This is a genomic window from Longispora sp. NPDC051575, assembly GCF_040681875.1.
Classification (GTDB): Bacteria; Actinomycetota; Actinomycetes; order Mycobacteriales; family Micromonosporaceae; genus Longispora.
The window spans coordinates 492,330-516,943 of record NZ_JBFAZP010000008.1 but is presented as its reverse complement, the minus strand read 5'-3'; the positions used below and the strand labels follow the sequence as shown (position 1 = coordinate 516,943).

Annotated in this window: 22 protein-coding genes; 9 read left to right on the top strand and 13 right to left on the bottom strand. The window is 71.4% G+C overall.

Annotated elements, in window-relative coordinates:
- The 4 genes from AB0M43_RS26540 to AB0M43_RS26525 form a co-directional block, all read right to left on the bottom strand.
- Positions 1–642: a hypothetical protein gene (locus tag AB0M43_RS26540; RefSeq protein WP_363728461.1), complete on the bottom strand. Its 642-nt coding sequence runs from the start codon at positions 640–642 to the stop codon at positions 1–3.
- 28 nt (positions 643–670) lie between these two features.
- Positions 671–1,765, bottom strand: coding sequence for a 16S rRNA (cytosine(1402)-N(4))-methyltransferase RsmH (gene rsmH / locus AB0M43_RS26535; RefSeq protein WP_363728460.1), 1,095 nt, complete (start codon positions 1,763–1,765; stop codon positions 671–673).
- Positions 1,766–1,924: 159 nt separating this feature from the next.
- Positions 1,925–2,356 (bottom strand): division/cell wall cluster transcriptional repressor MraZ, encoded by a 432-nt coding sequence (gene mraZ / locus AB0M43_RS26530; protein WP_363728459.1) that lies wholly within the window; start codon positions 2,354–2,356, stop codon positions 1,925–1,927.
- A gap of 243 nt (positions 2,357–2,599) precedes the next feature.
- Complete coding sequence (locus AB0M43_RS26525; RefSeq protein ID WP_363728458.1) at positions 2,600–3,871, bottom strand: MFS transporter; 1,272 nt, start codon at positions 3,869–3,871, stop codon at positions 2,600–2,602.
- A 54-nt stretch (positions 3,872–3,925) separates the two neighbouring features.
- Here AB0M43_RS26525 and AB0M43_RS26520 point away from each other — a divergent pair, with 54 nt between their 5' ends.
- From AB0M43_RS26520 to AB0M43_RS26510, 3 genes are all read left to right on the top strand, one after another.
- A complete protein-coding gene (locus tag AB0M43_RS26520) occupies positions 3,926–5,170 on the top strand; it encodes a MurT ligase domain-containing protein (protein ID WP_363728457.1) in 1,245 nt (414 codons plus the stop codon).
- Positions 5,160–5,864, top strand: a complete 705-nt coding sequence (locus AB0M43_RS26515; protein ID WP_363728456.1) for a glutamine amidotransferase — start codon at positions 5,160–5,162, stop codon at positions 5,862–5,864. The genes AB0M43_RS26520 and AB0M43_RS26515 overlap by 11 nt, the downstream gene beginning before the upstream one ends.
- Positions 5,865–6,011: 147 nt before the next feature.
- On the top strand, positions 6,012–6,374 hold the full coding sequence (locus tag AB0M43_RS26510; protein WP_363728455.1) for a hypothetical protein: 363 nt from the start codon (positions 6,012–6,014) through the stop codon (positions 6,372–6,374).
- 41 nt (positions 6,375–6,415) lie between these two features.
- Here the strand turns inward: AB0M43_RS26510 and leuS are convergent, their stop codons facing one another.
- The 6 genes from leuS to AB0M43_RS26480 form a co-directional block, all read right to left on the bottom strand.
- The gene (leuS, locus tag AB0M43_RS26505; protein ID WP_363728454.1) at positions 6,416–9,241 is read right to left on the bottom strand and encodes a leucine--tRNA ligase; all 2,826 of its coding nucleotides are present in this window, start codon (positions 9,239–9,241) and stop codon (positions 6,416–6,418) included.
- A gap of 400 nt (positions 9,242–9,641) precedes the next feature.
- Positions 9,642–10,076, bottom strand: a complete 435-nt coding sequence (locus AB0M43_RS26500) for a GNAT family N-acetyltransferase (protein WP_363728453.1) — start codon at positions 10,074–10,076, stop codon at positions 9,642–9,644.
- Between the two features lie 10 nt (positions 10,077–10,086).
- Positions 10,087–10,704, bottom strand: coding sequence for a GPP34 family phosphoprotein (locus AB0M43_RS26495; protein WP_363728452.1), 618 nt, complete (start codon positions 10,702–10,704; stop codon positions 10,087–10,089).
- 2 nt (positions 10,705–10,706) lie between these two features.
- Positions 10,707–11,705, bottom strand: a complete 999-nt coding sequence (locus AB0M43_RS26490) for an acetamidase/formamidase family protein (protein WP_363728451.1) — start codon at positions 11,703–11,705, stop codon at positions 10,707–10,709.
- Positions 11,705–13,096 (bottom strand): APC family permease, encoded by a 1,392-nt coding sequence (locus AB0M43_RS26485; protein WP_363728450.1) that lies wholly within the window; start codon positions 13,094–13,096, stop codon positions 11,705–11,707. Before AB0M43_RS26485 ends, AB0M43_RS26490 begins: the two co-directional genes overlap by 1 nt.
- A gap of 44 nt (positions 13,097–13,140) precedes the next feature.
- A complete protein-coding gene (locus tag AB0M43_RS26480; protein WP_363728449.1) occupies positions 13,141–14,250 on the bottom strand; it encodes a substrate-binding domain-containing protein in 1,110 nt (369 codons plus the stop codon).
- Positions 14,251–14,295: 45 nt separating this feature from the next.
- On the opposite strand from AB0M43_RS26480, the gene AB0M43_RS26475 reads away from it, so the two are divergent.
- The 6 genes from AB0M43_RS26475 (at position 14,296) to AB0M43_RS26450 (ending at position 21,173) form a co-directional block, all read left to right on the top strand.
- A complete protein-coding gene (locus AB0M43_RS26475; RefSeq protein ID WP_363728448.1) occupies positions 14,296–14,724 on the top strand; it encodes a MarR family transcriptional regulator in 429 nt (142 codons plus the stop codon).
- 113 nt (positions 14,725–14,837) lie between these two features.
- Positions 14,838–15,845: a MoxR family ATPase gene (locus tag AB0M43_RS26470; protein WP_363728447.1), complete on the top strand. Its 1,008-nt coding sequence runs from the start codon at positions 14,838–14,840 to the stop codon at positions 15,843–15,845.
- 2 nt (positions 15,846–15,847) lie between these two features.
- Entirely contained in the window at positions 15,848–17,149 is a 1,302-nt protein-coding gene (locus AB0M43_RS26465; protein WP_363728446.1) for a DUF58 domain-containing protein, read from the top strand.
- 34 nt (positions 17,150–17,183) lie between these two features.
- Positions 17,184–19,595, top strand: coding sequence for a DUF3488 and transglutaminase-like domain-containing protein (locus tag AB0M43_RS26460; protein WP_363728445.1), 2,412 nt, complete (start codon positions 17,184–17,186; stop codon positions 19,593–19,595).
- Between the two features lie 94 nt (positions 19,596–19,689).
- Entirely contained in the window at positions 19,690–20,529 is an 840-nt protein-coding gene (locus tag AB0M43_RS26455) for a helix-turn-helix domain-containing protein (RefSeq protein WP_363728444.1), read from the top strand.
- A gap of 62 nt (positions 20,530–20,591) precedes the next feature.
- On the top strand, positions 20,592–21,173 hold the full coding sequence (locus AB0M43_RS26450; protein ID WP_363728443.1) for a dihydrofolate reductase family protein: 582 nt from the start codon (positions 20,592–20,594) through the stop codon (positions 21,171–21,173).
- A 227-nt stretch (positions 21,174–21,400) separates the two neighbouring features.
- Here AB0M43_RS26450 and AB0M43_RS26445 read toward each other — a convergent pair whose 3' ends face one another.
- From AB0M43_RS26445 to AB0M43_RS26435, 3 genes are all read right to left on the bottom strand, one after another.
- On the bottom strand, positions 21,401–21,781 hold the full coding sequence (locus tag AB0M43_RS26445; RefSeq protein ID WP_363728442.1) for a DUF3040 domain-containing protein: 381 nt from the start codon (positions 21,779–21,781) through the stop codon (positions 21,401–21,403).
- A gap of 181 nt (positions 21,782–21,962) precedes the next feature.
- Positions 21,963–23,288 (bottom strand): DNA polymerase IV, encoded by a 1,326-nt coding sequence (locus AB0M43_RS26440; RefSeq protein WP_363728441.1) that lies wholly within the window; start codon positions 23,286–23,288, stop codon positions 21,963–21,965.
- A gap of 10 nt (positions 23,289–23,298) precedes the next feature.
- A complete protein-coding gene (locus tag AB0M43_RS26435) occupies positions 23,299–24,393 on the bottom strand; it encodes a nucleotide pyrophosphatase/phosphodiesterase family protein (RefSeq protein ID WP_363728440.1) in 1,095 nt (364 codons plus the stop codon).
- Between the last annotated feature and the right edge of the window lie 221 nt (positions 24,394–24,614).

The following is a 24,614-nucleotide window of genomic DNA, read 5'->3' as shown; positions in this document are numbered from 1 at the left end:
CTACCTCCTCGGCTGCCCTGCCGGCTGCGGAACGCCGAGGATCCGGCCGTCGGGCAGGGTGATGTACGCGGGCGTGCCTGCCGGCACCATGCCCTGGCGGGCGGCCTCGGCGGCCAGGTAACCCGGGGCCTCCTTGTCCGCCAGTTCCTTGTTGAGCTGCTGCTCCGCCGTCTGCAGCTCGGCTTGGCGCTTCTGCAGCTCGGTGAGCTTGAAGGCGTCCTGGTTGATCTGCGTGTTCAGCAGCAGCAGGCCCACGATGCCGCCCACGATCAGGACGAGCGTGAGCACCACGAACGGCATCCGCGCGACCGTCACCGGGGCCGGCGGCGCCAGGCGCAGCGCCTCGGCCCGGGTCCGGCTGGCCGCCGGGGTCTCCTCCGGCAGTCGTTCGGGCTTGAGCGCGGCGGTGCCGACCGTGACCGGGTCGACGTCGACCCGGCCGACCACCTCGACCTTCTTCGGACGCTTCGGAGCCACGGGCTCGAAGTCGAAGTCGGCGTCGGTGACCAGGGTCAGCTTGCGGTCGCCACGGCGTGCCGGGGCCGACCCGCCCTGGGCCGAGACCCCGGCCCGGGTCGGGCGACGGGTGGACGTGCCGGTGAAGTCGTCATCGGACGGGATGTTGCGCGCGGTGGCGGTCATCGGACCACCTCGCGTCGCTCGGCGTGGGTCATTGTTCCTCCCCTTCGCGGAACCGCCCCCCGGGGCTCCGCGTTGGCATGTGGGTACGACGTCCCTCGGCTCTGGTGGCCTCGGTGCGTCGCGCCGCCGATTCACGTATGCGTTCCGCGCCGCGGAGCTTCGCCGAGGCCGACCGCGGATTGCTCGCGATCTCGGCCTCGGTGGGCGGCTCCGCGCCCCGGGTGATGAGCCGGAGTTCCGCCGCGCCCTCGGGCAGCTCGACCGGGAGGTCGAGCGGACTCGTCGAGCGGGCCCGTTTCGTCAGCTCTCGCTTGACGATGCGGTCCTCCAGTGAGTGGTACGCCAGCACGGCTATCCGACCGCCGACGGCCAGCGCTTCCAGCGCCGCCGGCATAGCCGTCTCCAGTGCGGACAACTCCTCGTTGACCTCGATGCGAAGGGCCTGGAAGGTCCTTTTCGCAGGGTGCCCACCTGTTCGACGTGCCGCGGCCGGAATCGACTCGCGCACCAGTTCGGCCAGGCGGGACGACGAGGTCAGTCGCTCACGGTCCCGCTCGCGAACGATCGCGGCGGCAACCCTGGATGCGAACTTCTCCTCGCCGTAGACGCGGAGGATGCGACTCAGCTCCTTGGCTGAGTAGTCGTTGACGATGTCCTCTGCGGTACGGCCCCGGGTCGGGTCCATCCGCATGTCCAACGGCGCGTCCTGCGCGTAGGCGAAGCCGCGGGCGGCCTCGTCCAGCTGCAGGGAGGACACGCCGAGATCGAACAGCACGCCGTCCACCCGCTCGTAGCCGAGCCGGGCGAGGACGTCGGTGAACTCATCGTACACCGCGTGCACCGGGCGGAACCGGTCGCCGAAGCCGGCCAGGCGCTCACCGGAACGCCGCAGCGCCTCCGGGTCCCGGTCGAGCCCCACGACGGTCAGCCGCGGAAAAGTCGTGAGCAGGGCCTCGGTGTGCCCACCGAGACCGAGCGTGGCGTCCACGCAGACCGCGTCGCGGTCCTCCAACGCCGGGGTGAGCAGGCCCAGGATCCGGTCGAGGAGGACTGGCACGTGCGTACCCGGTGTGTGCTCCGCCGGGACCCCCCCGGGCCGACGTCGCGTTGACTTGTCCTTCATCTCGCCCCCCTTACCCTGTCCTCAGCGGCTCCGTGCCGCGAGATTTCCTGGCGCCGGGGAAGTGGCGCCAGGCAATCTCGCGGCACGGTCACCGCATATCCACGGAGCTCGCGACGCGCCTCGGAGTCCCCGAGAGCGGCACCGCCCCAGCCCGCGTGGCTACAGCCCCCCGGGCAACACCCCCTCCTCGATGTCAGCGAAATCGTCCTCGCTGTCCTCGAGGTAGGACGTCCACGCTGTGGCGTCCCAGATCTCGACCCGGCTGCTGGCCCCGATCACGACGAGTTCCCTGTCCAGGCCCGCGTAACCGCGCAGGTGGACCGGGACGGTGACCCGACCTTGCTTGTCGGGCACCTCGTCGTGGGCGCTGGCGAAGAACACCCGGCTGTACGCGCGAGCCGCCTTGTGCGTCATGGGCGTCTCGTGCAGTTGCTCCGCGATCCGCCGGAACTCGGCCATCGGAAACACGTAGAGGCAGCGTTCCTGCCCTTTCGTGATCACCAGACCTCCAGCGAGTTCGTCGCGAAACTTCGCCGGGAGGATCAGCCGACCCTTCTCGTCCAGCCTGGGGGTGTGAGTGCCGAGAAACATCCGACATCTCCCTCCCCCCGGATGGAGCAGTCAGCAGGGCCTCCCGACCCCACCAATGCGCTCCACCATACTCCACTTCCCTCCACCTGCAACGGCGAAACGGCGTACATCGATCCTGAAGAGGGGGTAAACACGCAGGTCAGAGGGGGTGGAGGGAGGTGGAGGGCAGAACGCTTCCGCCGGTTGCGGTCGGCTAATCGACAGCGTGTCGCGCCTTCACAAACCCTCAGAATTCACTGGATTTCAGCCGGTTCGAGACTCCTCGTGGGCGGCTGTCAATCCATCGGTGGAGGGATGTGGAGGGGTTCGGAAGCCCGGAACGCCCCGCACGAAGAGGACCGCGTAGGAGCAGAGGACGATCGCCGCCGCCGAGCCGACCGCCAGGGCCGGTATCCCGACGAGGTGCATCAGGACCGGGGTGACCGCGAGCCCGACCGGATTGAGGACGAACGTCAGCAGCGAGTCGAGGGAGAACACCCGGCCCTGGAGGTCCGCGGGGAACTCCCGCTGCAACGCCACGGTCCACAGCGCGAAGAAGACCGAGATGCCGGCGGCGCCGAGCAACTGCGCGAGAACATAGACCCAGAGGGGTACCGGCACGGCCAGGAACAGGCACATCGGCGCGAACAGCGCGAGCGCGTGCATGCCGGTGACCCCGGGGCGCTTCGGCCGGTACCGCAGGATCAGCAGCCCGCCCAGGATGCTGCCGACCCCCTGGAAGAAGGCGAGCGTGCCGTAGCCGCTGGCGCCGTAGCGCTCCATCGCGACGATCGGCAGCAGCACCGTGAACGGGGCGAAACCGATGACGACCTGCACGGTGCCCTGGGCCATGATCACGGCCACCCACGGCCGCTTCCAGACCGCGCGGATTCCCTCCACCGCCTCGCGGAACACCCCCTGGACCGCCTCGGACCGGGCGACCCGGGGCAGCGGGATCGCCAGCAGCGTGACGATCGACACGGCGAACGTGGCCCCGTCGACGGCGAAGGCCCACCGGGCACCGACGGCCACGGCGTCGGGGGCGTCGCCGCCCGCCGTGGCGATCAGCAGGCCGGCGAGCGCGCCGCCCACCGCGAACGCGCCCTTGTTGGCGATGCCCTGCAGCGCGTTGGCCTGCCGGAGCTGTTCGGGCGGCAGGATCTGGGCGAGCGAGGCGCGGAACGCCGGGGTGTAGAGGGCCGCGCCGAAGCCGCCGAGCGCGGACAGCGCGCCCAGGGTGGCGAGCGGGGTCCGGCCGGCGAGCAAGATGTAGCCGACGACGACGCCGAGCCGGACCACGTCGGCGACGGCCATCACGGCGGTCCGGGAGTACCGGTCGGCGATCACCCCGCCGAGGAGCATCGGGACGCCGTAGCCGAGGGAGTAGCAGGCCAGGGCGATGCCGAAGCCGGACGGGCCGTGGTAGTGCAGGACCAGCGCGGCCATGGCGACCGGGGTCATCCCGTCGCCGAGCACGCTGACCGCCTGGCCCAGCCAGAAGATCATGAAGCGTCGGTTCGCCAGGAGTTCACGCACGGTGGTCACCCTCCGGGTTGATCGGGCCGCGCGCAACCCGATTACTCTGGGCGGGTGAACACCGAACCGGTTCCCCTTCCGCTGAGAGCCAAGCTGGCCACGACGCTGCTGAAGAGCGCGGCCGCCCTGTCGCGGGCCACCGGCCGGGGTGACGGGTCCGTCATCGGCGGCCGGGTCGGCCTGAAGGTCGAGCCCCAGTTGCTGGCCCTGCTGGCCCGGGGGCGCGAGGTCGCCCTCGTCAGCGGGACGAACGGGAAGACCACCACCACCCGGTTCGTCGCCGCCGCTCTGGGCGTCCTCGGCGACGTCGCCACCAACAGCTTCGGCGCGAACATGCCCACCGGGCACACCACCGCGCTGGCCCAGTCGGTCGGCGCGCCGTACGCGGTGCTGGAGGTCGACGAGCACTACCTGCGCGGGGTGCTGCCGCAGACCACGCCCCGGGTGGTGGCCCTGCTCAACCTGTCCCGCGACCAGCTCGACCGCGCGATGGAGGTCGGCATGATGGCCGAGGCGTGGCGCAAGGCGCTCGACGGCGTGCACACCCACATCGTGGCCAACTGCGACGACCCGATGATCGTGTGGGCGGCGTCCACCAGCCGCGAGGTGACCTGGGTCGCGGCCGGCCAGCGCTGGCAGGAGGACTCCTTCGTCTGCCCGAACTGCGGCCGGCACCTCGACCGCGAGGGCGTGCACTGGGCGTGCCCCGGCTGCCAGCTGCGCCGGCCCACCCCGACCTGGTCGCTGGACGACACGGACGCGGTGCTGGCCCCCGACGGCAACCGGTACGAGGTGACGTTGCAGCTCCCCGGCCGGGTGAACAAGGCCAACGCGGCCACGGCGCTGGCGGTGGCGGCCCGGTTCGGGGTGTCCCCCACCCAGGCGCTGCCCCGGATCGCGCAGGTGGCGTCCATCGCCGGGCGGTACGCGACGGTGGTCAAGGGCGACCACGTGATCCGGCTGCTGCTCGCGAAGAACCCGGCCGGCTGGCTGGAGGCCCTCGACATGGTCGAGCCGGGCTGCCCGGTGCTGCTCGCGATCAACGCGCGCGACCCCGACGGGCTGGACACCTCCTGGCTGTACGACGTCGACTTCTCCCCGCTGCGGGGCCGGCACGTGCTGGTCAGCGGGGACCGGGCGTACGACCTGTGCGTGCGGCTCGACATCAACGAGGTGCCGTTCGAGCACGTGCCGAACTTCGGGACCGCTCTGGCGCGTACCGGCAACGGGCGGCTCGAAGTGATCGCCAACTACACCGCGTTCCAGGACATCCGGGCGGAGCTTGACCGTGTCAACTGAGGCCATCCGCATCGTCTGGGTGTACCCGGACCTGCTCTCCACGTACGGCGACCGGGGCAACCTGCTCATCCTCGAGCAGCGGGCCCGACGTCGCGGCCTGCCGGTCGAGGGGATCGGCGTGCACTACGACCAGCCGCTGCCCGACAGCGCGGACATCTACCTGCTCGGCGGCGGCGAGGACCGGCCCCAGGTGCTCGCGGCGGAGAAGCTGCGCGCCGACGGGGGCCTGCACCGCGCGGTCAGCCGGGGCGCGGCGATCTTCTCCGTCTGCGCCGGGTACCAGCTGCTGGGCACGAGCTTCTACGGCAACGGCGAGCGGTACCAGGGCCTCGGGCTGATCGACCTGTCCTCGGACCGGGGCGAGACCCGCGCGGTCGGCGAGCTGGCCGGCGACGTCACCCCGGAACTGGGGCTCCCGCCGCTGACCGGGTTCGAGAACCACGGCGGGCGTACCCATCTGGGGCCGAACGTCCGCCCGCTCGCGGCGGTGCGGCACGGGGTCGGCAACGACGGGACCACCGAGGGCGTGTGGTCGGGCCGGATGATCGGCACCTACCTGCACGGTCCGGCGCTGGCCCGCAACCCCGCGCTCGCGGACCTGCTGCTGTCCTGGGTGGTCGGCCAGCAGCTGCCGCCGTTGCAGGACGAGTGGCCGACGAAGCTGCGCGGGGAACGCCTCGCGGCGCTGGGCTAGACCCTCTTTCCGGGTACGGAGGGGCCGCCAGGCCCCTCCGTCGTTCCGGGCGGAGCCTTCTCTTCATCGAGACGTGGCGATATGCTGCCTCGCGTCTGTCTATAGTAGATAGACGTTCGACGCCGCTCCGCCACCCGAGGAGAGCACATGAACCGCACCGCCGTCGCCCGCATGTTCGCGGGCCTGACCCTCGTCGCCGCCACCGGGGTGGCCACCCTGACGGGCGCGACCCCCGCCCACGCCGCCTGGTGCGGGGTGACCGAGGGCGAGGTCGTCGTGGACCCGCCCGTGCTGAGCGCGTGGGGCTACTACACCTGCTCCACCGGAGCGGAGGGCTCCGCGTACTACCGGATCGAGCGGCTGAACTACGACAGCACCTGGGTCACGGTCGGCTCCGGCTACCACGCCGTGTACGCGTGCGTCGGTTCGGCGGCCAACGCCTACCGGTTCTGGCAGCGCACCCCGGCCGGCTGGTGGGTCGGCGGCGTCTACCACCGCGCCTGCGGTTAGCCGGCGGCCCGGGGAGGCCCGACAGCCTCCCCGGAACCCGCTCAGACGACGACCGAGACCATCCGGCCCTTGACGACGATGACCTTCTTCGGGGTCCTGTCGTCCAGGGCGCCCGCGATCTCGGCCAGCGCCGCCGCCTGGACCTCGGCCTCGGGCAGGTCCGCCGCGACCTCGATCCGGCCCCGGACCTTGCCGTTGACCTGCACCGGGTACGTCACCGTGTCGGCGACCAGCATCGCCGGGTCGGCCACCGGGAAGTCCACGTAGGACAGCCCGCCGTCGTGGCCCAGCCGGGACCACAGCTCCTCGGCCAGGTGCGGCGCGAACGGCGACACCATCAGGACCAGCGGCTCCACGACCTCGCGCGGCGGCACGGCCAGCCCGGTGACGTGGTTGGTCAGGCCGATCAGCTTGGCGATCGCGGTGTTGAACCGCAGCTCGGCCGTGTCGCCCCGCACGCCGTCGACCGTCCGGTGCAGCAGCCGGCGGGTCTCCTCGTCGGCCGGCGCGTCGCCGACCCGGACCGCGCCGGTCTCCTCGTCGATCACCAGGCGCCACACCCGCTGCAGGAACCGCTGCGCGCCGACCACGGCCCGGGTCTCCCACGGGCGGTTGACGTCCAGCGGGCCCATCGACATCTCGTACACCCGGAAGGTGTCCGCGCCGTACTCCTCGCACATCGCGTCGGGGGTCACCACGTTCTTCAGGGACTTGCCCATCTTGCCGTAGCTGCGCTTGACCTCCTCGCCCTCGAAGAAGTACTTCCCGTCGCGCTCGGTCACCTCGGCCGCCTCGACCGGGAACTCGCGGCTGTCGCGGAACACGTAGGCGTCGACGTAGCCCTGGTTGAACAGCCGGCGGAACGGCTCCTTGGCGGACACGTAGCCCAGGTCGAAGACGACCTTCTGCCAGAAGCGGGCGTACAGCAGGTGCAGGACCGCGTGCTCGACGCCGCCGACGTACAGGTCGGCGCCGCCCGGGTCGCCGTCCGCGCGCGGGCCCATCCAGTACTTCTCGTTGTCCGCGCCGACGAACGCCTCGGCGTTGGCCGGGTCCAGGTAGCGCATCTCGTACCAGCACGAACCGGCCCAGTTGGGCATGGTGTTCGTCTCTCGGGTGTACGTCCGCACGCCGTCGCCCAGGTCCATCTCGACCGTGATCCAGTCGGTGGCCCGGCCCAGCGGCGGCTCCGGCGAGCTGTTCGCGTCGTCGGAGTCGTAGGTCTTCGGCGAGAAGTCGTCGATGTCGGGCAGGACGACGGGCAGCATCGAGTCGGGTACCGCGTGCGCGAAGCCGTCCTCGTCGTACACGATCGGGAAGGGCTCGCCCCAGTACCGCTGGCGGCTGAACAGCCAGTCGCGCAGCCGGAACGTGGTCGCGCCGACCCCGCGCCCGGTCTCCTCCAGCCACGTGATGATCTTCGCCTTGGCCTCGGCGACGGCCAGGCCGTCCAGGCTGATGGCCGGCCCGCCGGCGAACCCTTCCGGGGTCGCGCTGTTGACCGCCACGCCGTCGCCGGTGAACGGCCCCTCGAAGCCCTCCGGGGCCTGCACCGTGCGCACGATCGGCAGGTCGAACGCCTCGGCGAACTCCCAGTCCCGGGTGTCCTGGGCGGGCACGGCCATGATCGCGCCGGTGCCGTAGCCGGCCAGCACGTAGTCCGCGACGAAGATCGGCACCTCGGCGCCGTTCACCGGGTTCACGCCGAACGCGCCCGTGAACACGCCGGTCTTGTCCTTGCCCTCGGTCTGCCGCTCCAGGTCGCTCTTCGTGGCCGCGAACTTGCGGTACGCGGCGACGGCCGCCGCCGGGGTCGCGTGCCCCCCGGTCCACCGCTCGCTGACGCCCACCGGCCACGCGTCCGGCACCAGCGCGTCGACCAGCGCGTGCTCGGGGGCCAGCACCATGTACGTCGCGCCGAACAGGGTGTCCGGGCGGGTGGTGAACACCCGGATGTCGCCGGCCGGGGAGGCGAAGTCGACGTGCGCGCCCGTGGACCGGCCGATCCAGGTCCGCTGCATCGTCTTCACCGACTCGGGCCAGTCCAGGGCCTCCAGGTCGGCCAGCAGCCGGTCCCCGTACGCGGTGATCCGCATCATCCACTGCTTCAGGTTGCGCTTGAAGACCGGGAAGTTGCCCCGCTCCGAGCGGCCGTCGGAGGTGATCTCCTCGTTGGACAGCACCGTGCCCAGGCCGGGGCACCAGTTGACCGGGGCCTCGGAGATGTAGGCCAGCCGGTGCGCGTCGATCGCCCGGCGCCGGTCCCCCGCCGACTTCTCCGCCCAGCCGGGCTCGGCGGACAGCTTCTCGACCAGGGTGTCGATCGGGCGGGCCCGGTCCTGCTCCGGGTCGTACCACGAGCTGAAGCACTTCAGGAAGATCCACTGGGTCCAGCGGTAGTACTCCGGGTCGGTGGTCGCGAACGAGCGGCGCTCGTCGTAGCCCAGGCCCAGGCGGCGCAGCTGCTGCCGGTACCGGATGATGTTCCGCTCGGTCGTGATCTTGGGGTGGGTGCCGGTCTGCACCGCGTACTGCTCCGTCGGCAGCCCGAACGAGTCGAAGGCCATCGGGTGCAGCACGTTGAAGCCGGCCATCCGCTGGAACCGCGAGTACGCGTCCGTGGCGATGTAGCCCAGCGGGTGCCCGACGTGCAGGCCCGCGCCCGACGGAAACGGGAACATGTCCATCACGAACAGCTTCGGGGCGCCCGCGCGGGGATGCGCCGGGTCGGCCAGCTCGCCGGTCGGGTTCGGCGCGTGGAAGGTGCCGTCCACCGCCCAGATCTCCTGCCAGCGCAGCTCGATGTCCTGGGCCATCGCGGCCGTGTACCGGAATGCCGGGGTATCTGTCTCGCTCATTGTCTCCACCTGTGGTGTTCGGTCGGACTCGTCGTCACGCCCGGTCCCCGGGCTTCAGGCACAAAAAAGCCCCTCACACAGGAGGGGGCGCCGTGCTGGTTGGACCCGTCAGCACGGCTCGATAAGGAGCAGGAAGAACCCGGTCATGGTGGCATCATACCCCGAGCGCGCGACCGGGCCCCGGCACCGTCCGGCGGGTGCGGTCCGGCGGGCACCGTCCAGCGGGCACGGTCCAGCGGGCACGGTCCAGCGGGCACGGTCCAGCGGGTGCGGTCCGGTGGGTGCGCGGTCCGGCCCGTGGGCCGCGCTACCGGGTGCGGTCCGGGCGGCGGGCGGCCCCGGCCGCCGGAGGTGGTCCGGGCGGCGGGCGGCGACCGGCGGCACCGGGCCGCCGCCGCCGCCGGCCGGGTCAGCGCGGGGCGATCCGGAACTCCGGGGCCGCGGGGCGCTCCATGTACGTGTGGTCCGGGGCCGCGAAGCCCAGCTTGGCGTACAGCGGGTGCATGTCTGCGGTGTGCAGCATCCACCGGAACTGGGCCCCGGGCCCGCCGTCGACCATCAGCTCCACCAGCGCCCGGCCCAGCCCGGCCCCGCGGTGCGCGTGCTCCACGTAGACGTCGTTGAGGATGGCGATCGACTCCCCGTCCGAGGTCGCCCGGCCGAAGCCGACCATCCGGCCCGACGCGCGCTCGTAGGCCCCGACGACGCGCCAGGCCCGGTCGAGCTGGCGGTCGAGGACGTCGCGGGTGCGCCAGGTTCCCCAGTACGCGTGCCGGGAGAGGAAGGCCCAGGCCGCGTCGCGGTCGATCCGGGCGGGTTCGTCGTCGAGCTCGTACGCGTCCACCCGCACCAACCTAGCGGTACGCCGACATCGCCGCCTGCGCAATTTCGTGCTCGGCGGCGGACAGGATCGCCCGGAGCATCGGGTGCAGCGCGGCGGACACGGCGGCGAGGTGGCCGGCGGGCAGGCCGTCGAGGAACACCCGGCTCTCCAGCCCGAGGATCCCGACGACGGCGCACAGGGCCGCGTCGGCGACCGGGACCTCGTCCTGGCCGCGCAGGGCGTAGCGCAGCCGGGCCCGGACCCGGACGGCCAGCTCGGGGTCGACGGGCTGGATCCGGGTGACCGGCACGAGGCCCAGCCTGCGGGTCTGCACCTTGCGGAGCAGACCCGCGGCCGTGAGCGCGCCGGAGATCCGGTCGTGGCTGTCCGAGGCGACGGCCCGCAGCCAGTAGTTCGGCGGGTGGTTGGCCACCGAGAAGATCGCCCCCAGCGCGCTGTCGGCGACAGCCAGGCCGGTGGGTCGGCGTTCGTAGCCGATCACCTTGCCCTCGCTGACGCCGATCCGGCCGGCGAGCATGAGGTCGATCAGGACGGCAGTAGCCAGGCCGACACTCAGCGAGGGCATGTGGATGTACGGTTTGCCTTCGCTGGAGTGGGCCAGCAGGTAGAGATCATCGCCAAGGGGCACGTTCAGATCCTCGCAGCAGCAGCCCGGAGTCTGTCGTGCACCCCGTCGTACGGGAGCGCCCCCCGCAAGACGGACTTGTCGATCTTGGCCACCATTGTGTAGTTCGGGTCGCAGACATTGCCGACCGGGGCCTCGCCCGCCTGACTGACGAGCTGGTACGCGTCGAGGGTGTCCAGGCCGGTCAGCCCGCTGACCCAGGTGACCAGGTCGTGCTGGCTGATCCGGAACGCGTCCTCCAGCGGGCGCGCCGACCCGGTGGCCATGATCGCCGAATCGGACTCGAAGCGCGGCCACGGGGTGGCGTGCCCCTTGATCACGTCCACGATGACGACGGTCTCCATCGCCGACTCCACGGCCGTGCCGCACACCTCGCCGTGCCCCTGCCGGGCGTGCCCGTCGCCGAGGGCGAACAGGGCACCGGGGACGTTCACCCCGAAGTACGCGGTGACGCCGGCCCGCAGCTCGGGGCTGTCCATGTTCCCGCCGTGCGCGTCCGGGGTGATGGTCATCCGGGACTCGAACGCGGCCGGGGCCACCCCGACCGTGCCGTGCATCGGGTCGAGCGGCAGGTCGACCGTGTAGTCGGAGTTGCGGGCCGAGTAGCGCGCGATCCCCTTGGCCACGTCCAGCTCGTACACCCAGATGCGTTCTTCCAGGGGTGGTTGCAGCGTCGGGGTGTGCGAGGTCGAGGTCAGCGCCCCGAAGTGCGGGAACGTGGTCGACACCGCCCGGTCCCGCGCGGGGGTGATGGACACGAAGTGCACGGCGAGGGTGTCGCCGGGCTCCGCGCCCTCCACGTGGAACGGCCCGGTGACCGGGTTCAGGTACGGGAACTCGCACACCTGGGAGGGGAGGTCGTCGAAGCCGAGCACCTTCCCCCCGAAGCAGTCCTCGGTGTAGACGGACAGCGCGTCGCCGGCCCGGAGCCGGGCCACGGGGGCCCGGCCGCCGAACGTGTACGCGTAGTCCTCCGGCGTGGGCCGGTAGGTCCGCATCTCCATCAGCCCTTGTCTTCCATTCCCGACAGTCGCGGCCGACGGCCCGAGAGGTAGAGCCCCGCGACGATGAGCAGCCCGAGGCCGAGCCAGACGTAGCCCACGATCTGGTGGGTGACCTTCTGGTTGTAGATAACGTACCCGAGGATCAGGAAGCCCAGGCCGGGCAGCACGAGGTGGCGCAGGTAGTCGCGGCTGCGCAGCCGGACCAGGAAGTGCCACACGACCGCGACGTGCAGGATCATGAACGACAGCAGCGCGCCGAAGTTGATCCAGCTCGCCAGCAGCGGAATGCCGTCCGCCCGGAGGTTCATGCCGATGCCCAGGATCAGGGCGACGGCGCCGACGAGCACGACCGCGTAGACGGGCACACCGCGCCGGGGGCTGATCCGGGACAGGATCTTCGGCAGCTGCCGGTCGCGGGCCATGGCGTAGATCAGGCGCGAGGTGGCGACCTGGGCGACCAGGGAGTCCGCGAAGCCCCACGCGATGGCGGTGGTCACCGCGGTCAGCACGGCGAGCCAGTGCCCGCCGGCCGCCGTCGCGACCTCGTAGAAGGCCGGGCCGTTGTTGTCACCCGTGGCGAGCAGGGCGGCCGGGTCCTCGACGTACATGGTCGCGACCCAGGTCTGGACGATGAAGAGCAGCCCCGCCAGCAGCAGCGCGGCGAACATCGACCGGCCGATCTGGCGCGCCTGGCCCTTGTTCTCCTCGGAGAGCATCGCGACGCCGTCGAATCCGAGGAAGGACAGTGCTGCCACGGAGACGCCGCCGAACGCCAGTTGCCAGGAGAAGGTCTGGCTGTTGTACAGCGCGTCCATCGCCGAGCCGTGGCCCTTGCCCTGCGCCAGCCCGACGATGCCCACGACGAGGAAGATCGCCAGCACGATGAGCTCGCCGACCAGCATGACCTTGGTGACGAGCGCCGTGAGCTTGATGCCCAGGAAGTTCACCACGGTGTTGAAGGCCACGAAGCCGATCAGCCACAGCCACACCGGCACGGACGGCACCACCAGCGCCATGAACGCCGAGGCGATCAGGTAGAGCAGGCTCGGCACCAGGATGTAGTCGAGCAGGATCATCCAACCGGCGATGAACCCGACCGGCGGGGCGATTCCCCGGCCGGCGTAGGCGTACACGGAGCCCGCCATGGGGAAGACCTTGGACATCTGCGAGTACGAGTAGGCGGTGAACATCAGGGCCACCACCCCGATCGCGTACGCCAACACCACCATTCCGCCGGAAGCCTGGTAAACGCTGCCGAAGATACCGAATGGTGCGATCGGGACCATGAAGATGAGCCCGTAGAACAACAGATCGGTAAAGCTCAGCGACCGTCTGAGCTCCTGGGGGTAACCGAACTGTTCGAGGGATTGCCCCTGTTGCTGGGTAGTCATAACGCGGCAGAGTAGTCCCGTTACTTAAAAGAGAAAAGGTTTCCCTAGAAACTTCTGAGGACGTCGAACGAAAGTCCGTCAGCCCGTGCGAGGTGCACGGACTGCGCCACATGACGATGTGTCACGGTGAGCATTCCCCGCCCCGCCATAATGGACACACCATCCGATGTGACGTCAATCTCAGCCGAATGCAGCGAACGGGCACGGTCCGCGAGTGCCGCCAGCAACCGGAGACCGCCGTACAGACCCTCGGCGTGCCCGTTGAGGATCGGGGCCGGGGTGCCGAAGCTCCGGGTGTAGCGGCCCGTGAAGTCCAGGCACGCCTCCGTGGCCATCGAGGCGAAGAAACCCATCGACGCGTACAGCTCACCCGTGTCGTCGCCCCCCGCGCCCAGCAGGCCGTTCTCCTCCAGTGCCGCACACAGCCGGACCACCCGGCCGGCCAGCGGACTCGCCGCGAACGCCCGGTTGAACAGCGTCAGGTCCGCGCCCACGAGGGTGAGCAGCACCGCGTCGGCCCGGGAGGCGGCGATCGCGTGCAACAGGGGGCCCGGATCCGTCAGGCCCCGGGGCGCGTGACGCTCGGTGACCACCTCGGCGCCGCAGGCCTTCAGGTACCCGGTGGCCGCACCGTGCAGCCGGCGCGGCCAGACGTAGTCGTTGCCGACCAGCGCCCAGCGCCGCCGGCCCCTGACCTCGGCGAACCAGCGGAGCACCGGGAGCAGCTGGCGCTCGGGGGTCTCGCCCGACAGGTACACGCCGGGGGTGTGCTCGCCGCCCTCGTACGGCGGGGTGTAGACGAACGGCAGCCGGCCGCCGAGCGCCCTGGTCAGCGCGATCCGGACGTCGCTGGCGTGCGAACCGACCAGCGCCCGGACCGCGCCCGCCTCGACCAGGCCCATCACGTCGGCGGTCACCTCGACCGGGGACCGCCCGCCGTCCACCAGGACCAGCTCCACCGGGCGGCCCAGGATGCCGACGCCGGCGTTGAGTTCGGCGACCGCGAGGGTCGCGCAGTTGACCGCGGCGGGGCCGACCATGCCGAGCGTTCCGGACAGCGGGATGACCAACGCGACCCGGACCGCCTCGTGCGGTTCCGGCGCCAACAGTCGGGCTTCCAACAGGTCACTGACGATGGTCACATCCGTGCGCACCAGCCGAGTATCGTCTGCACAGACCGTGAGGGAAAGGGGCGCCCCATGCCAGCGAGTGACTTGCGCACACACCTGGCCTACGCCCTGAGCGCGGCGGAACGGGCGGCGAACCGCGAACTCTCGGCGGCACTGGCCGAGTCCGGGATTACCGTGGAACAGTGGCGCATTCTCAGTGCCCTGGCCGAAAACCCAGGTCAGCCCATGGGCGAGCTGGCCGAGACCGTGCTGATGCCGCACCCGACGCTGACGAAGGCGGTCGATCGGCTCGTGGACTCCGCGCTGGTCTACCGGCACCAGGACCCGACGGACAGACGCCGGGTCGTGGTGTACCTGTCCGATCAGGGGTCGGCTCTGCTCGATCGCGCCAAAAGGCGTGCGGCGTCCCAACACAGAGCGATGGAACGGGCGCTTGGTCCGGAGCGGACCGAACGGCTGATGCACGACCTCGTCGCATTGGTCAGGATGATCGAGTAGGCTCCGTTCCCCGTGCCCGGACGGTAACCGAACTGATGCCGTTCTGCCGGCACCATCAACCGTTGAAGCTGAAAAAATTCAGTCCGTTCCTGAACTGAATGAGGAGGCCCCTGGTGACCACACCGCGCACCGCCGACGAGCTCGGACCGCCCCTGGGAGCGGAAGAGCTGAAAGAGGCGACCTCCGCGATCGTCGCCAACATCGAGCAGGTGATCGAGGGCAAGACGGCCATCGTCCGGCTGGCACTCGCCGTCCTCCTGGCCGAAGGGCACCTCCTCATCGAGGACGTACCCGGCGTCGGCAAGACAAAGCTCGCAAAGGCCCTCGCACGGTCGATCGACTGCTCGGTGCGCCGGATCCAGTTCACCCCGGACCTGCTGCCCAGCGACGTGACCGGCGTCAGCGTCTACAACCAGGAGAACCACGACTTCGAATTCAAGCCCGGGGCCGTGTTCGCGAACCTGGTCGTCGGCGACGAGATCAACCGGGCCTCGCCGAAGACCCAGTCCGCGCTGCTGGAGTGCATGGAGGAACGACAGGTCACCGTCGACGGGACGACCTACTACCTCCAGACGCCGTTCATGGTGATCGCGACGCAGAACCCCATCGAGATGGAGGGCACCTACCCGCTGCCCGAGGCCCAGCGCGACCGGTTCACCGCGCGGCTCGCCATGGGGTACCCGGCACCGGGCGCCGAGCTCGCGATGCTCGACCACCACGGCGCGTCCGACCCGCTGGACGAGCTGCGCGCCGTCACCGACGCGAACATGATCCGCCGGCTGATCCACACCGTCCGCCAGGTGTACGTGGCCGACAGCATCAAGCAGTACGCGGTCGACCTGGTCACCGCCACCCGCGAGGCCCCCGACCTGCGGCTCGGCGCGAGCCCCCGGTCCACCCTCCAGCTGCTGCGCACCGCGCGCGCCGTCGCCTCGCTCGAGGGCCGCGACTTCGTCCTCCCCGACGACCTGCAGGCGCTCGCCGTACCCGTCCTCGCGCACCGGCTCATCCCGACCGCCGAGGCGCAGCTGGCCCGCCGCACCACGGACGCGATCGTGTCCGACATCCTGCACAAGCTCCAGATCCCCACCAACGACCAGCACAACTCCAGGCGGCGATAGCGATGCGGGAGGCACTGGCCGGGCTCACCACACGGGGCCGGTCGTTCCTCGCGGCGGCCGCGGCGGCCCTGCTGTCGGCGATCGTGCTCGGCGAGAAGGACCTGCTCCCGGTCGCCCTGCTGCTGGCCACGCTGCCGCTGCTCGCGGCGGCGGCCATCTCCCGGACCCGGTACCGGCTGACGTGCAGCCGGGTGCTCGACCCCCGGCGCGCGTCGGTGGGGGCCAGCGCCCGGGTCGTGCTCCGGCTGCAGAACCTGTCCCGGATCCCGACCGGCACGATGCTGCTGGAGGACCGGCTGCCGTACGCGCTGGGCTCCCGGCCCCGGCTCGTCCTGGAACGCCTCGGTTCGTACCAGACGTCCACTGTGGCCTACACGGTGCGCGCCGACGTGCGCGGCCGGTACGAGGTCGGGCCGCTCATCGTCCGGCTCACCGACCCGTTCGGGCTGTGCGAGCTGACCCGCTCGTTCCCGTCCACCGACCGGCTGACCGTCATCCCGCAGGTCACGCCGTTGCCCGAGATCCGGCTGGCCGGCGAGTACGCGGGGTCCGGCGAGAGCCGCGCCCGGTCGGTGGCCGTGCACGGCGAGGACGACGCGGCGACCCGCGAGTACCGGCACGGCGACGACCTGCGCCGGGTGCACTGGCGCTCCACCGCGCGGGTCGGCGAACTCATGGTCCGCCGCGAGGAACAGCCGTGGGAGTCCAAGGCCACCATCGTCGTGGACACCCGGGGCACCGCGCACCGGGGCGAGGGCCCCACCTCCAGCTTCGAGTGGTCCGTGTCCGCCGCCGCCAGCATCGCGCTGCACCTGCGGCACGAGGGCTACAAGCTGCGGATGGTCACCGACACCGGCGCCGACATCGACGCCAACGAGGGTGACGGCGAGGGCGCGATGCTCGACTACCTCGCCGACGTCAAGCTCGGCCCCCGGGGCGACCTGACCCGGCTGATGGAGCGGATCCGGCGCCGGTCCGACGGCGGACTCGTCATCGCCGTCCTCGGCCTGATCACCCCGGAGGAGGCCGAACTGCTGGCCGGCCTGCGGCGTACCGGCTCGATCTGTGTGGCCTTCCTGCTCGACAGCACCACCTGGCTCCAGCTTCCGCCCGGCCAGCGGGCCGCCGCCGAACAGGCGCACGAGGCCGGCGCGCTGGCCCTGCTCCGGGCCGGCTGGCGGGTCGTCGGCGTCCAGCACGGCTCCCGGCTGGCCGCGCTGTGGCCGCAGGCCGCCCGGGGCAACCAGGGCTTCGCCTTCCGCGCCGCCATGGCCGAAACCGTCTCCACAGGGGTGAATCCGTGACCACCTGTCCGTCACCGACCAGGGGGGTGCGGCGATGACCCAGCGCCGGCACGTGGCGATCATCGCGGGCATCGCGTCCCTGCTGTCGATCGCGCCCCTCACGGCGGTCTTCGAGCACTGGGGCTGGCTCCTGATCCTGTCGACCATGCTGGTCGTGCTGATCGTGGGCGCGGCGGTCACCGCCCGGGCCCTGCGCGCCCCGGCGTGGGCGCAGCCCCTGATCACGATGTCCGTCCTGCTGCTGTTCCTGACCTCGCGGTTCGGCGAGGGCGCGCTGTTCGGCGTCCTGCCCACCCCGGGCGTGATCGGGCACTTCAACGACCTGCTCAAGACGGCCGGCGACGACATCCAGCAGGTCGCGGTGCCCGCCCCCTCCCGGGTCGCGCTCCAGTTCCTCACCCTGCTCGGCGTCGGCATGGTCACCCTGCTCGTCGACATGCTCGCCGTCACGCTCCGCCGGCCCGCGCTCGCCGGCCTGCCGATGCTCGCCATCTACTCCGTGCCCGTCGCCGTCATGGAGAGCGGCATCCCGGTGTGGCCGTTCGTGCTGGGCGCGACCGGGTACCTGTGGCTGCTCGTCGCCGACAACACCGACCGGGTCCGGCGCTGGGGTCGGCGGTTCAGCGGCGACGGCAAGGACATCGACGCCTGGGAGCCGTCCCCGATGGGGGCCGCCGGCCGCCGGCTCGGGATCGCCAGCCTCGCCGTCGCCGTCGCCCTGCCCCTGCTCGTGCCGAGCCTCGGCAGCGGCATCCTGAACACCGTCGGGGTCACTGGCAGCGGCGAGGGGCCCGGCGGCACCGGACCCGGTCGCGGCGGGTCCATGGTCAACCCGATCACGCAGCTCCAGGGCTTCCTGATGCGCAACGGGACCATCGAGATGGCCCGGATGACGACCGACAACCCCAATCCGGGGTACCTGAAACTGGCGGTCGCCGACGAGGTCACCGACTCCGGCTTCCGGCCCTCCAACCCGCACACCCCCAAGGCGCTCGGCTCGCTCCCCGAGCCCGGCCAGGGCATGCCGTCCGACGTGAAGCGCCAGCAGCACACGGCCTCCGTCGAGGTGCTGACGCTGGACACCCCGTACCTTCCGCTGTACCCCCGGGCCAGCACCGTCGACGCGAAGAAGGTCAAGGGCAGCTGGCAGTACGACCCGATCACCGGGGTCGCGTTCTCGAACAAGGGGAACAACGCGCGCGGGGCCAAGTACACCCAGAGCTACGTCGAGTACGCGTTCTCCGCCGACGTGCTCCGCCGGGCCCCCGACGTGAGCCCCGAGGACCCCGCCGTACAGCTGTTCACCCGGGTGCCGCAGAACGCGTACGTGGCCTCCGAGGTGCTCCGGGCGACCAAGGGCGCGACGAACCAGTACGACAAGGTGCTCGGGATCCTCAACAACTTCTCCGACACCAACGGGTTCAGCTACACCCTGAGCACCAAGCCGGGTACCAGCGGCAGCCTGATCGAGGACTTCCTCAAGAACAAGAAGGGGTACTGCGAGCAGTACGCCTCCGCCATGGCCTGGATGGTCCGCCAGGCCGGCATCCCGTCCCGGGTGGTCACCGGCTTCACCCAGGGCCAGCAGGTCCCGGGCTCGCCGAAGACCTGGAAGGTCACCAACTACAACCTGCACGCCTGGGTCGAGGTGTACTTCGTCGGCTACGGCTGGGTGCCGTTCGACCCCACCCCGTCGGCCCTGGTCGCCGGTTCCGTGGCCCTGCCCTGGGCCCCCGACCCGAGCCGGCCGAACCCGACCCCGACCAACGGCGGCCCGTCCTCCGGCCCGACCGACGAGACCGACCCGCTCGCGCCGAAGACCGACCCGGGGTTCAAGGACGGCGGCAACGACCCCGCCGCCGGCGCGGCTGCCGAGAAGCCGGCCCAGTGGCCGTACTACCTGGTCGGCGCCCTGTTCCTGCTCGCCCTGCTCCTCAGCCCCGCCCTGGCCCGGATCCTGACCCGGCGACGGCGGCTCGCGTGGACCACGTCCGCCGACCCCGACGTCATCCGGCAGAACACCCACCAGGCGTGGACCGAGTTCGGCGACCTGCTCACCGACTACGGGCTCGACAGCGACGCCATCGAGACGCCCCGGGGCCTCACGGCCAGGCTCACCGGCCGCACCGTCGGCGAGCGCGCCTTCGCCGGGCTGCTCACCGGGGCCGCCGCCGAGGGGGCCAAGCTGCTCGGTACGGCCGAGGAACGCGCCCGGTACGCCCGGGAGCCCCTCGCCGGGGAGGGCATGCGGTCCGCGCTGGACGCCGTGCGCGCCGGGCTGCGCAAGGACTCCGGTCGGGGCGTGCGGATCACGGCCGTGCTGCTGCCGCCGTCGACCATGGAACGGTGGCGGCGGGCGACCGGGAACGCCGGGTTCGCGACGGTGGAGTGGCTGGCGAAGCTGCACCACCACCTGACGCCACGGAAGCTGTTCCGGACGCGTTGAGAGGTACGTGACACGGCCCCCGCACCTGGTGGTGCGGGGGCCGTTTCGTGGCGGATACGCGTGTGCCGGATGGGTGGACGGCGATAATGGCGGCGTGGAGTATGTGTCCAGGGTGCCCGGCCCGCCGCTGGACGGGCTGATCGATGACCTCTACTACCTGGAGGGCGTCCCGCCGTACTCCCGGTTGCTGCTGCCGGCCGCGCCCGCGCCATTGCTCATCGTCAACCTCGGGGCGCCGTTTCTCCTTCGCGCGGGCACCGACGTGGACGCCGTCGAGTACGCCGACGGTTGCGTGGTCGCCACGCCCACGCGTGCGTGGGAGTTCAGTTACCCGACCCCGACCCGGTCCGTGGGCGTGCACTTCAGGCCGTGGGGCCTGGCACCGTTCCTTCCGATGCCCGCGTTCGAGTTGTGCGACCGGCCCGCGACGGTGGGGCAGATCTGGGGCCGGCCCGCTGCCGCCGCGTTGCGACACCGACTGACCTTGGCGGACGCGCCGCACGACATGCTGGTGTTGTTCGAGGAGGAACTGGTGCGACGGCTGCGGGCGATCGACGGTCTCGACCTGGTCCGCCACATGAGCAGCGCCATCGCGGCGACAGGCGGGACAGTGCCGATCAGCGACATCGGAGTGGCGGCCCGCGCCAGCAGCACGTACTTGGCGAAGCGGTTCAAGGCCGTAGTCGGTGTCACGCCGAAACGGCTGGCTCGCAGCTACCGCTTCAGCTCCACCGTGTTGGCGCTCGACGTCACCGGACCGATCGACTGGGGAGCCGTCGCCGCTGGCGCGGGCTACTTCGACCAGGCCCACTTCGTGCGCGAGTTCCGGGAGTTCACCGGGCTCACGCCGACCCGGTACGCCGAGGTCCGGCGACGGTTCCTGCGCGATCATCCCGACCACGTCCTGGACGGCTGGCCGCTTCCGGCCGATTGATTTCGTACAAGAGCGACAGCGCACGCCGCACAAGACTGGGGACTCCAGACAGAGGGGGAATCATGGGGAAAGTGGTCATGAACGCGTCGGTGTCGGTGGATGGTTTCATCGCGGCCGACAACGACGATCCCGGTCCGATCTTCGAGTGGCTGGTCAGCGGTGACGTGCCGTTGGACGACAGTGGCGTTCTGAAGGTGTCGCAGGCCTCGTTCGACTACGTCCGGCCGTACTGGGACGAGATCGCGGTGACCATTGCCGGCCGGCACGCCTTCGACATCACCGACGGCTGGGACGGGACGCCCCCGAGTGGGATCGACCATGTGGTCGTGGTGAGTCACCGTGGTGCGCCCGAGGGCTGGGACCTCCGGGCGCCGTTCCACTTCGTCGACGGCATCGAGGCGGCCGTGGCCAAGGCGCGGGAGCTCGCTGGTGACCGCACCGTCGAGTTCGCCGCTGGCGACGTCGGCGGCCAGGCGCTCGCGGCAGGCTGGGTCGACGAGGTACGCATGGACGTCGCACCCGTCGTGCTCGGGTCCGGCAAGCGATACTTCGGCTCCGTCGACGCACAGCACCTGTTGGAAGGCCCCGACGTCGTCGTTCAGGGCAACCGGGTGCTCCACGTGCGCTATCGGGTGCGCCGTTGACCGCCCTGACCTGACCATGTGATGAGCCCGTTTCGTGCGTGCGGCCATGCTGGGCTCGTGCCGATGCGTGTCGGGTGAGGGACGCGGCGTAACCGTCTGCTGCGTTTGACCGGGATCTCCGGGGTGGGTGGGCCGACCGACGGCGCGTGCGCGGCTTCGGCCCGGAGATTGTGGGGACGCGTCGGGGCCCGGCCGGGACTACCCGGCCGGGCCCCGTGCACGACAGGTCAGCGGTCGTCCATGCGGCGACGCCAGCGTTCCTCGAGACGGTCGACGAAGGAGGACTTTCGGGTGCGGGTCCGGCGCGTGGCCTGACCACCCACGGCGCGCAACTCAGGGCGGTGCGCCCGGCGTTGCGACTGCAGTCCGTAGGCCGCGGACCCGAGCATCACCACAAAACCGGCGACACCCAGCAACGGGACCTTACTGACCACGCCATACATCAGCAGTGCGAGGCCGATGACCAAGAGGCCGCCGGCGGCGACCAGGCGACGCCGGCTGCGGTAGCCCGGGTCACTGGCCCGCACCGCCGAGGCGAATTTGGGGTCATCGGCGAGCGACCGCTCGATCTCCTCGAACAGTCGCTGCTCGTGCTCGGAGAGCGGCACGGCACTCCTCCCCGGTCATCGAGCCGACCCGGGCGGGTCGGCGGACCGCGCAGCCGTTCGGCTGCCTATAGGCCAGTCTACGAGGGGGTCACCGACTCGGAAAGCCGGATGTTGGCCAGTTATCAAACCTGACCGGATTCCGCACTTTCCAACTCGGGGTGTAGTGGACCTCCACCCGCTGTCACTCCTCTATCCTGCCACCTTCAGGGCCTTCCTGGGCAGTCGATCTCAGGTCACGTTCATTACCCGGTTTCCGCCCGGCCATCCCACCGCCCCGGGGGCGCAACAGGCTGGCCGGCCGCAGCGCCGCCGACCCGAACCGGGCGGTCACGGCGTCCGAGGCCTGGTCAGCCTCTCGCCAGCCCCGGTCGGGCTCCCCCAGGGTCATCTGGCGGGGCTGTCCGTCGGCACCGACGAGGCCCTCCACCCGCACCCCGATCAGACGAACCGGGCGGGAACCCACAGACTCCCGCAAGATCTGATAGAGCGACCAGGACGTCTCGAAGACCTCCCTGGTCACGTCCGTGGGCACCGCCAGGGTCCGGGAGCGCGACACGGTACTGAAGTCGTCGAAGCGGACCTTCAGCGCCACCGTCCGGCCCACCATCGCCGCCGCCCGCAGCCGCCGGCTCGCCTTGTCCGCCAGGGCCAGCAGCGCCCGGCGCAGCAGGTCGGGCTCCGTGACGTCCAGGTCGAACGTCGTCTCGGCCCCGATCGACTTCTCCACCGAGTCCGTGACCACCCGGCGGGGGTCGCGGCCCCACGACAGTTCGTACACGTGGCGGCCGACCGCCTCGCCCAGGGCGCGGCGGAGGGTCGCGGTCGGGGCGTGCGCGATGTCGCGGACCACGGTCAGGCCCAGCCTGCGGAGCACCTCGGCCGTGCGCTCCCCCACACCCCACAGCGCGCCGACCGGCAACGGGTGCAGGAAGTCCAGGATCAGTGCCCGCGGGACCACGAGCATCCCGTCGGGCTTGGCCCGGGTGGAGGCCAGCTTGGCCAGGAACTTGTTCGGGGCGACCCCGACCGAGCACGTCAGGCCCATCTCCGCCGAGACCCTGGTCCGCAGGCGCTGGGCGATGCCGGCCGGCGGGCCGAACAGCCGGACCGCGCCGGAGACGTCCAGGAACGCCTCGTCGACGGACAGCGGCTCCACGAGCGGGGTCACGTCGCGGAACAGGGCCATCACGGTCCGGGAGGCCTCGCTGTACGCGGTGAAGTCCGGCGGCAGGTACACCGCGTGCGGGCAGGCGCGGCGGGCGCGGGCCATCGGCATGGCGCTGCGGACGCCGAACCTGCGGGCCTCGTAGCTGGCGGCGCTCACCACGCCCCGGGGGCCGAGCCCGCCGACGATGACGGGTTGGCCGCGCAGCTCGGGGCGGCGGCGGAGCTCGACCGAGGCGTAGAAGGCGTCCATGTCGACGTGCAGGATCGGGCAGCCGGCATCGTCGGCGCCCGGACCGAACCGGACGTCGCGCTCCTCGGGGAGCGGTTGATGACGGCCCACAGCCGTGAACCTACCGGGGCGGTACGACAATCAGCGGAATGCCGACCTCTTCCGGCGTGACCGAGCCGTGGTACCCGACCAGGTCGGACGCGCCCGCTTCGAGATCCGAGGCGATCACGACCCGGCAGCCGAGACAGGTCACCACGAGATCCCCGATCCGGGCGCGGTGCGCGGCGGGCACCGGACCGAACCAGCCGGAGTCGATCGCCTCGGACCTGCTCACCACCGAGGCGGTGTCGCCGAGGACGGCGCGCCACGCTGCGAGGACGTCGGACTCCGCGCCGGGCAGGGTGTGCACGTAGCGCACCCGGGGCTCGCCGGCCAGTACCCGCACCCCGGACCGCAGCTCGGGAACGGCGTCGAAGTCGATCCGGTCCTCCTCGGTCACGTTGACCATGCCGTGGTCGGCGGTCACCACGAGCGCGGTGTCCGCCGGCAGCTCGTCGACCAGCCGGCCCAGCATGGCGTCGACCGTCGCGACCTCGGCCAGCCACTCGGGCGAGCCGACCCCGAAGAGGTGGCCGGCGGTGTCGACCCGGGGGTGGTACCCGTAGACCAGGCGGGCGTCGCTGGCCAGCACCCGGTCGACGAGCGTGCCGGTGCCGGCCGGGACGTAGGGGGCGCCCCGGTACGCGGCGACGGTCAGGCCGCTGCCCTCGTACGCCGCCGGGCCGAGGACCGCCGTGGACACCCCCGCCGACTCGAACCGGGTACGCACCGGCTGCCAGACGCCCGGGTCGGGTTCGTCCCGCCACTGGGTGTGGTCGAGCACCTCGTCGGTGCCCGGGACGTTGACCCGGAAGCCGAGGACGCCGTGCGCGCCGGGCAAGGCGCCCGTGCCGAGACTGACCAGGCTCGCGGGGGTCGTCGACGGGAAGTTGCAGGCGATCTCGGTCATGCCGCCGAGCCGGCCCGCCCGGATGTCCTCCAGGACGGGGGCGACCGGGGCGGCGGACGGCAGCACGCGGGAGCCCAGGCCGTCGAACAGCAGCACCACGACCCGGCGCGCGCCGGCGAGTCGGGCGGTCAGGTCGAGGCGGTCCGGGCCTTCGCCGGTGATCGCGGCGAGGACGCCGGGCAGGATGTCGGAGATCGAACCTGTCATGCCCGCTCCCTGGGGTCGGTGGTCCGGGTCAGGTCTGGTTGGTTGGGGTCGGTGGGGCTGGGGTGGGGCCGGGTGGGGTGGGCCTGGATGGGTCGGGTGGGGTCGGCCCGGGTGGGCCGGGTCAGGTCTGGCTCTCTGGTGCCGGGGTGGGCTCGGGTGGGCCAGGTCCGGTCCGGCTCTCTGGTGCCGGGGTGGGCCCGGATGGGCCGGGTCCGGTCCGG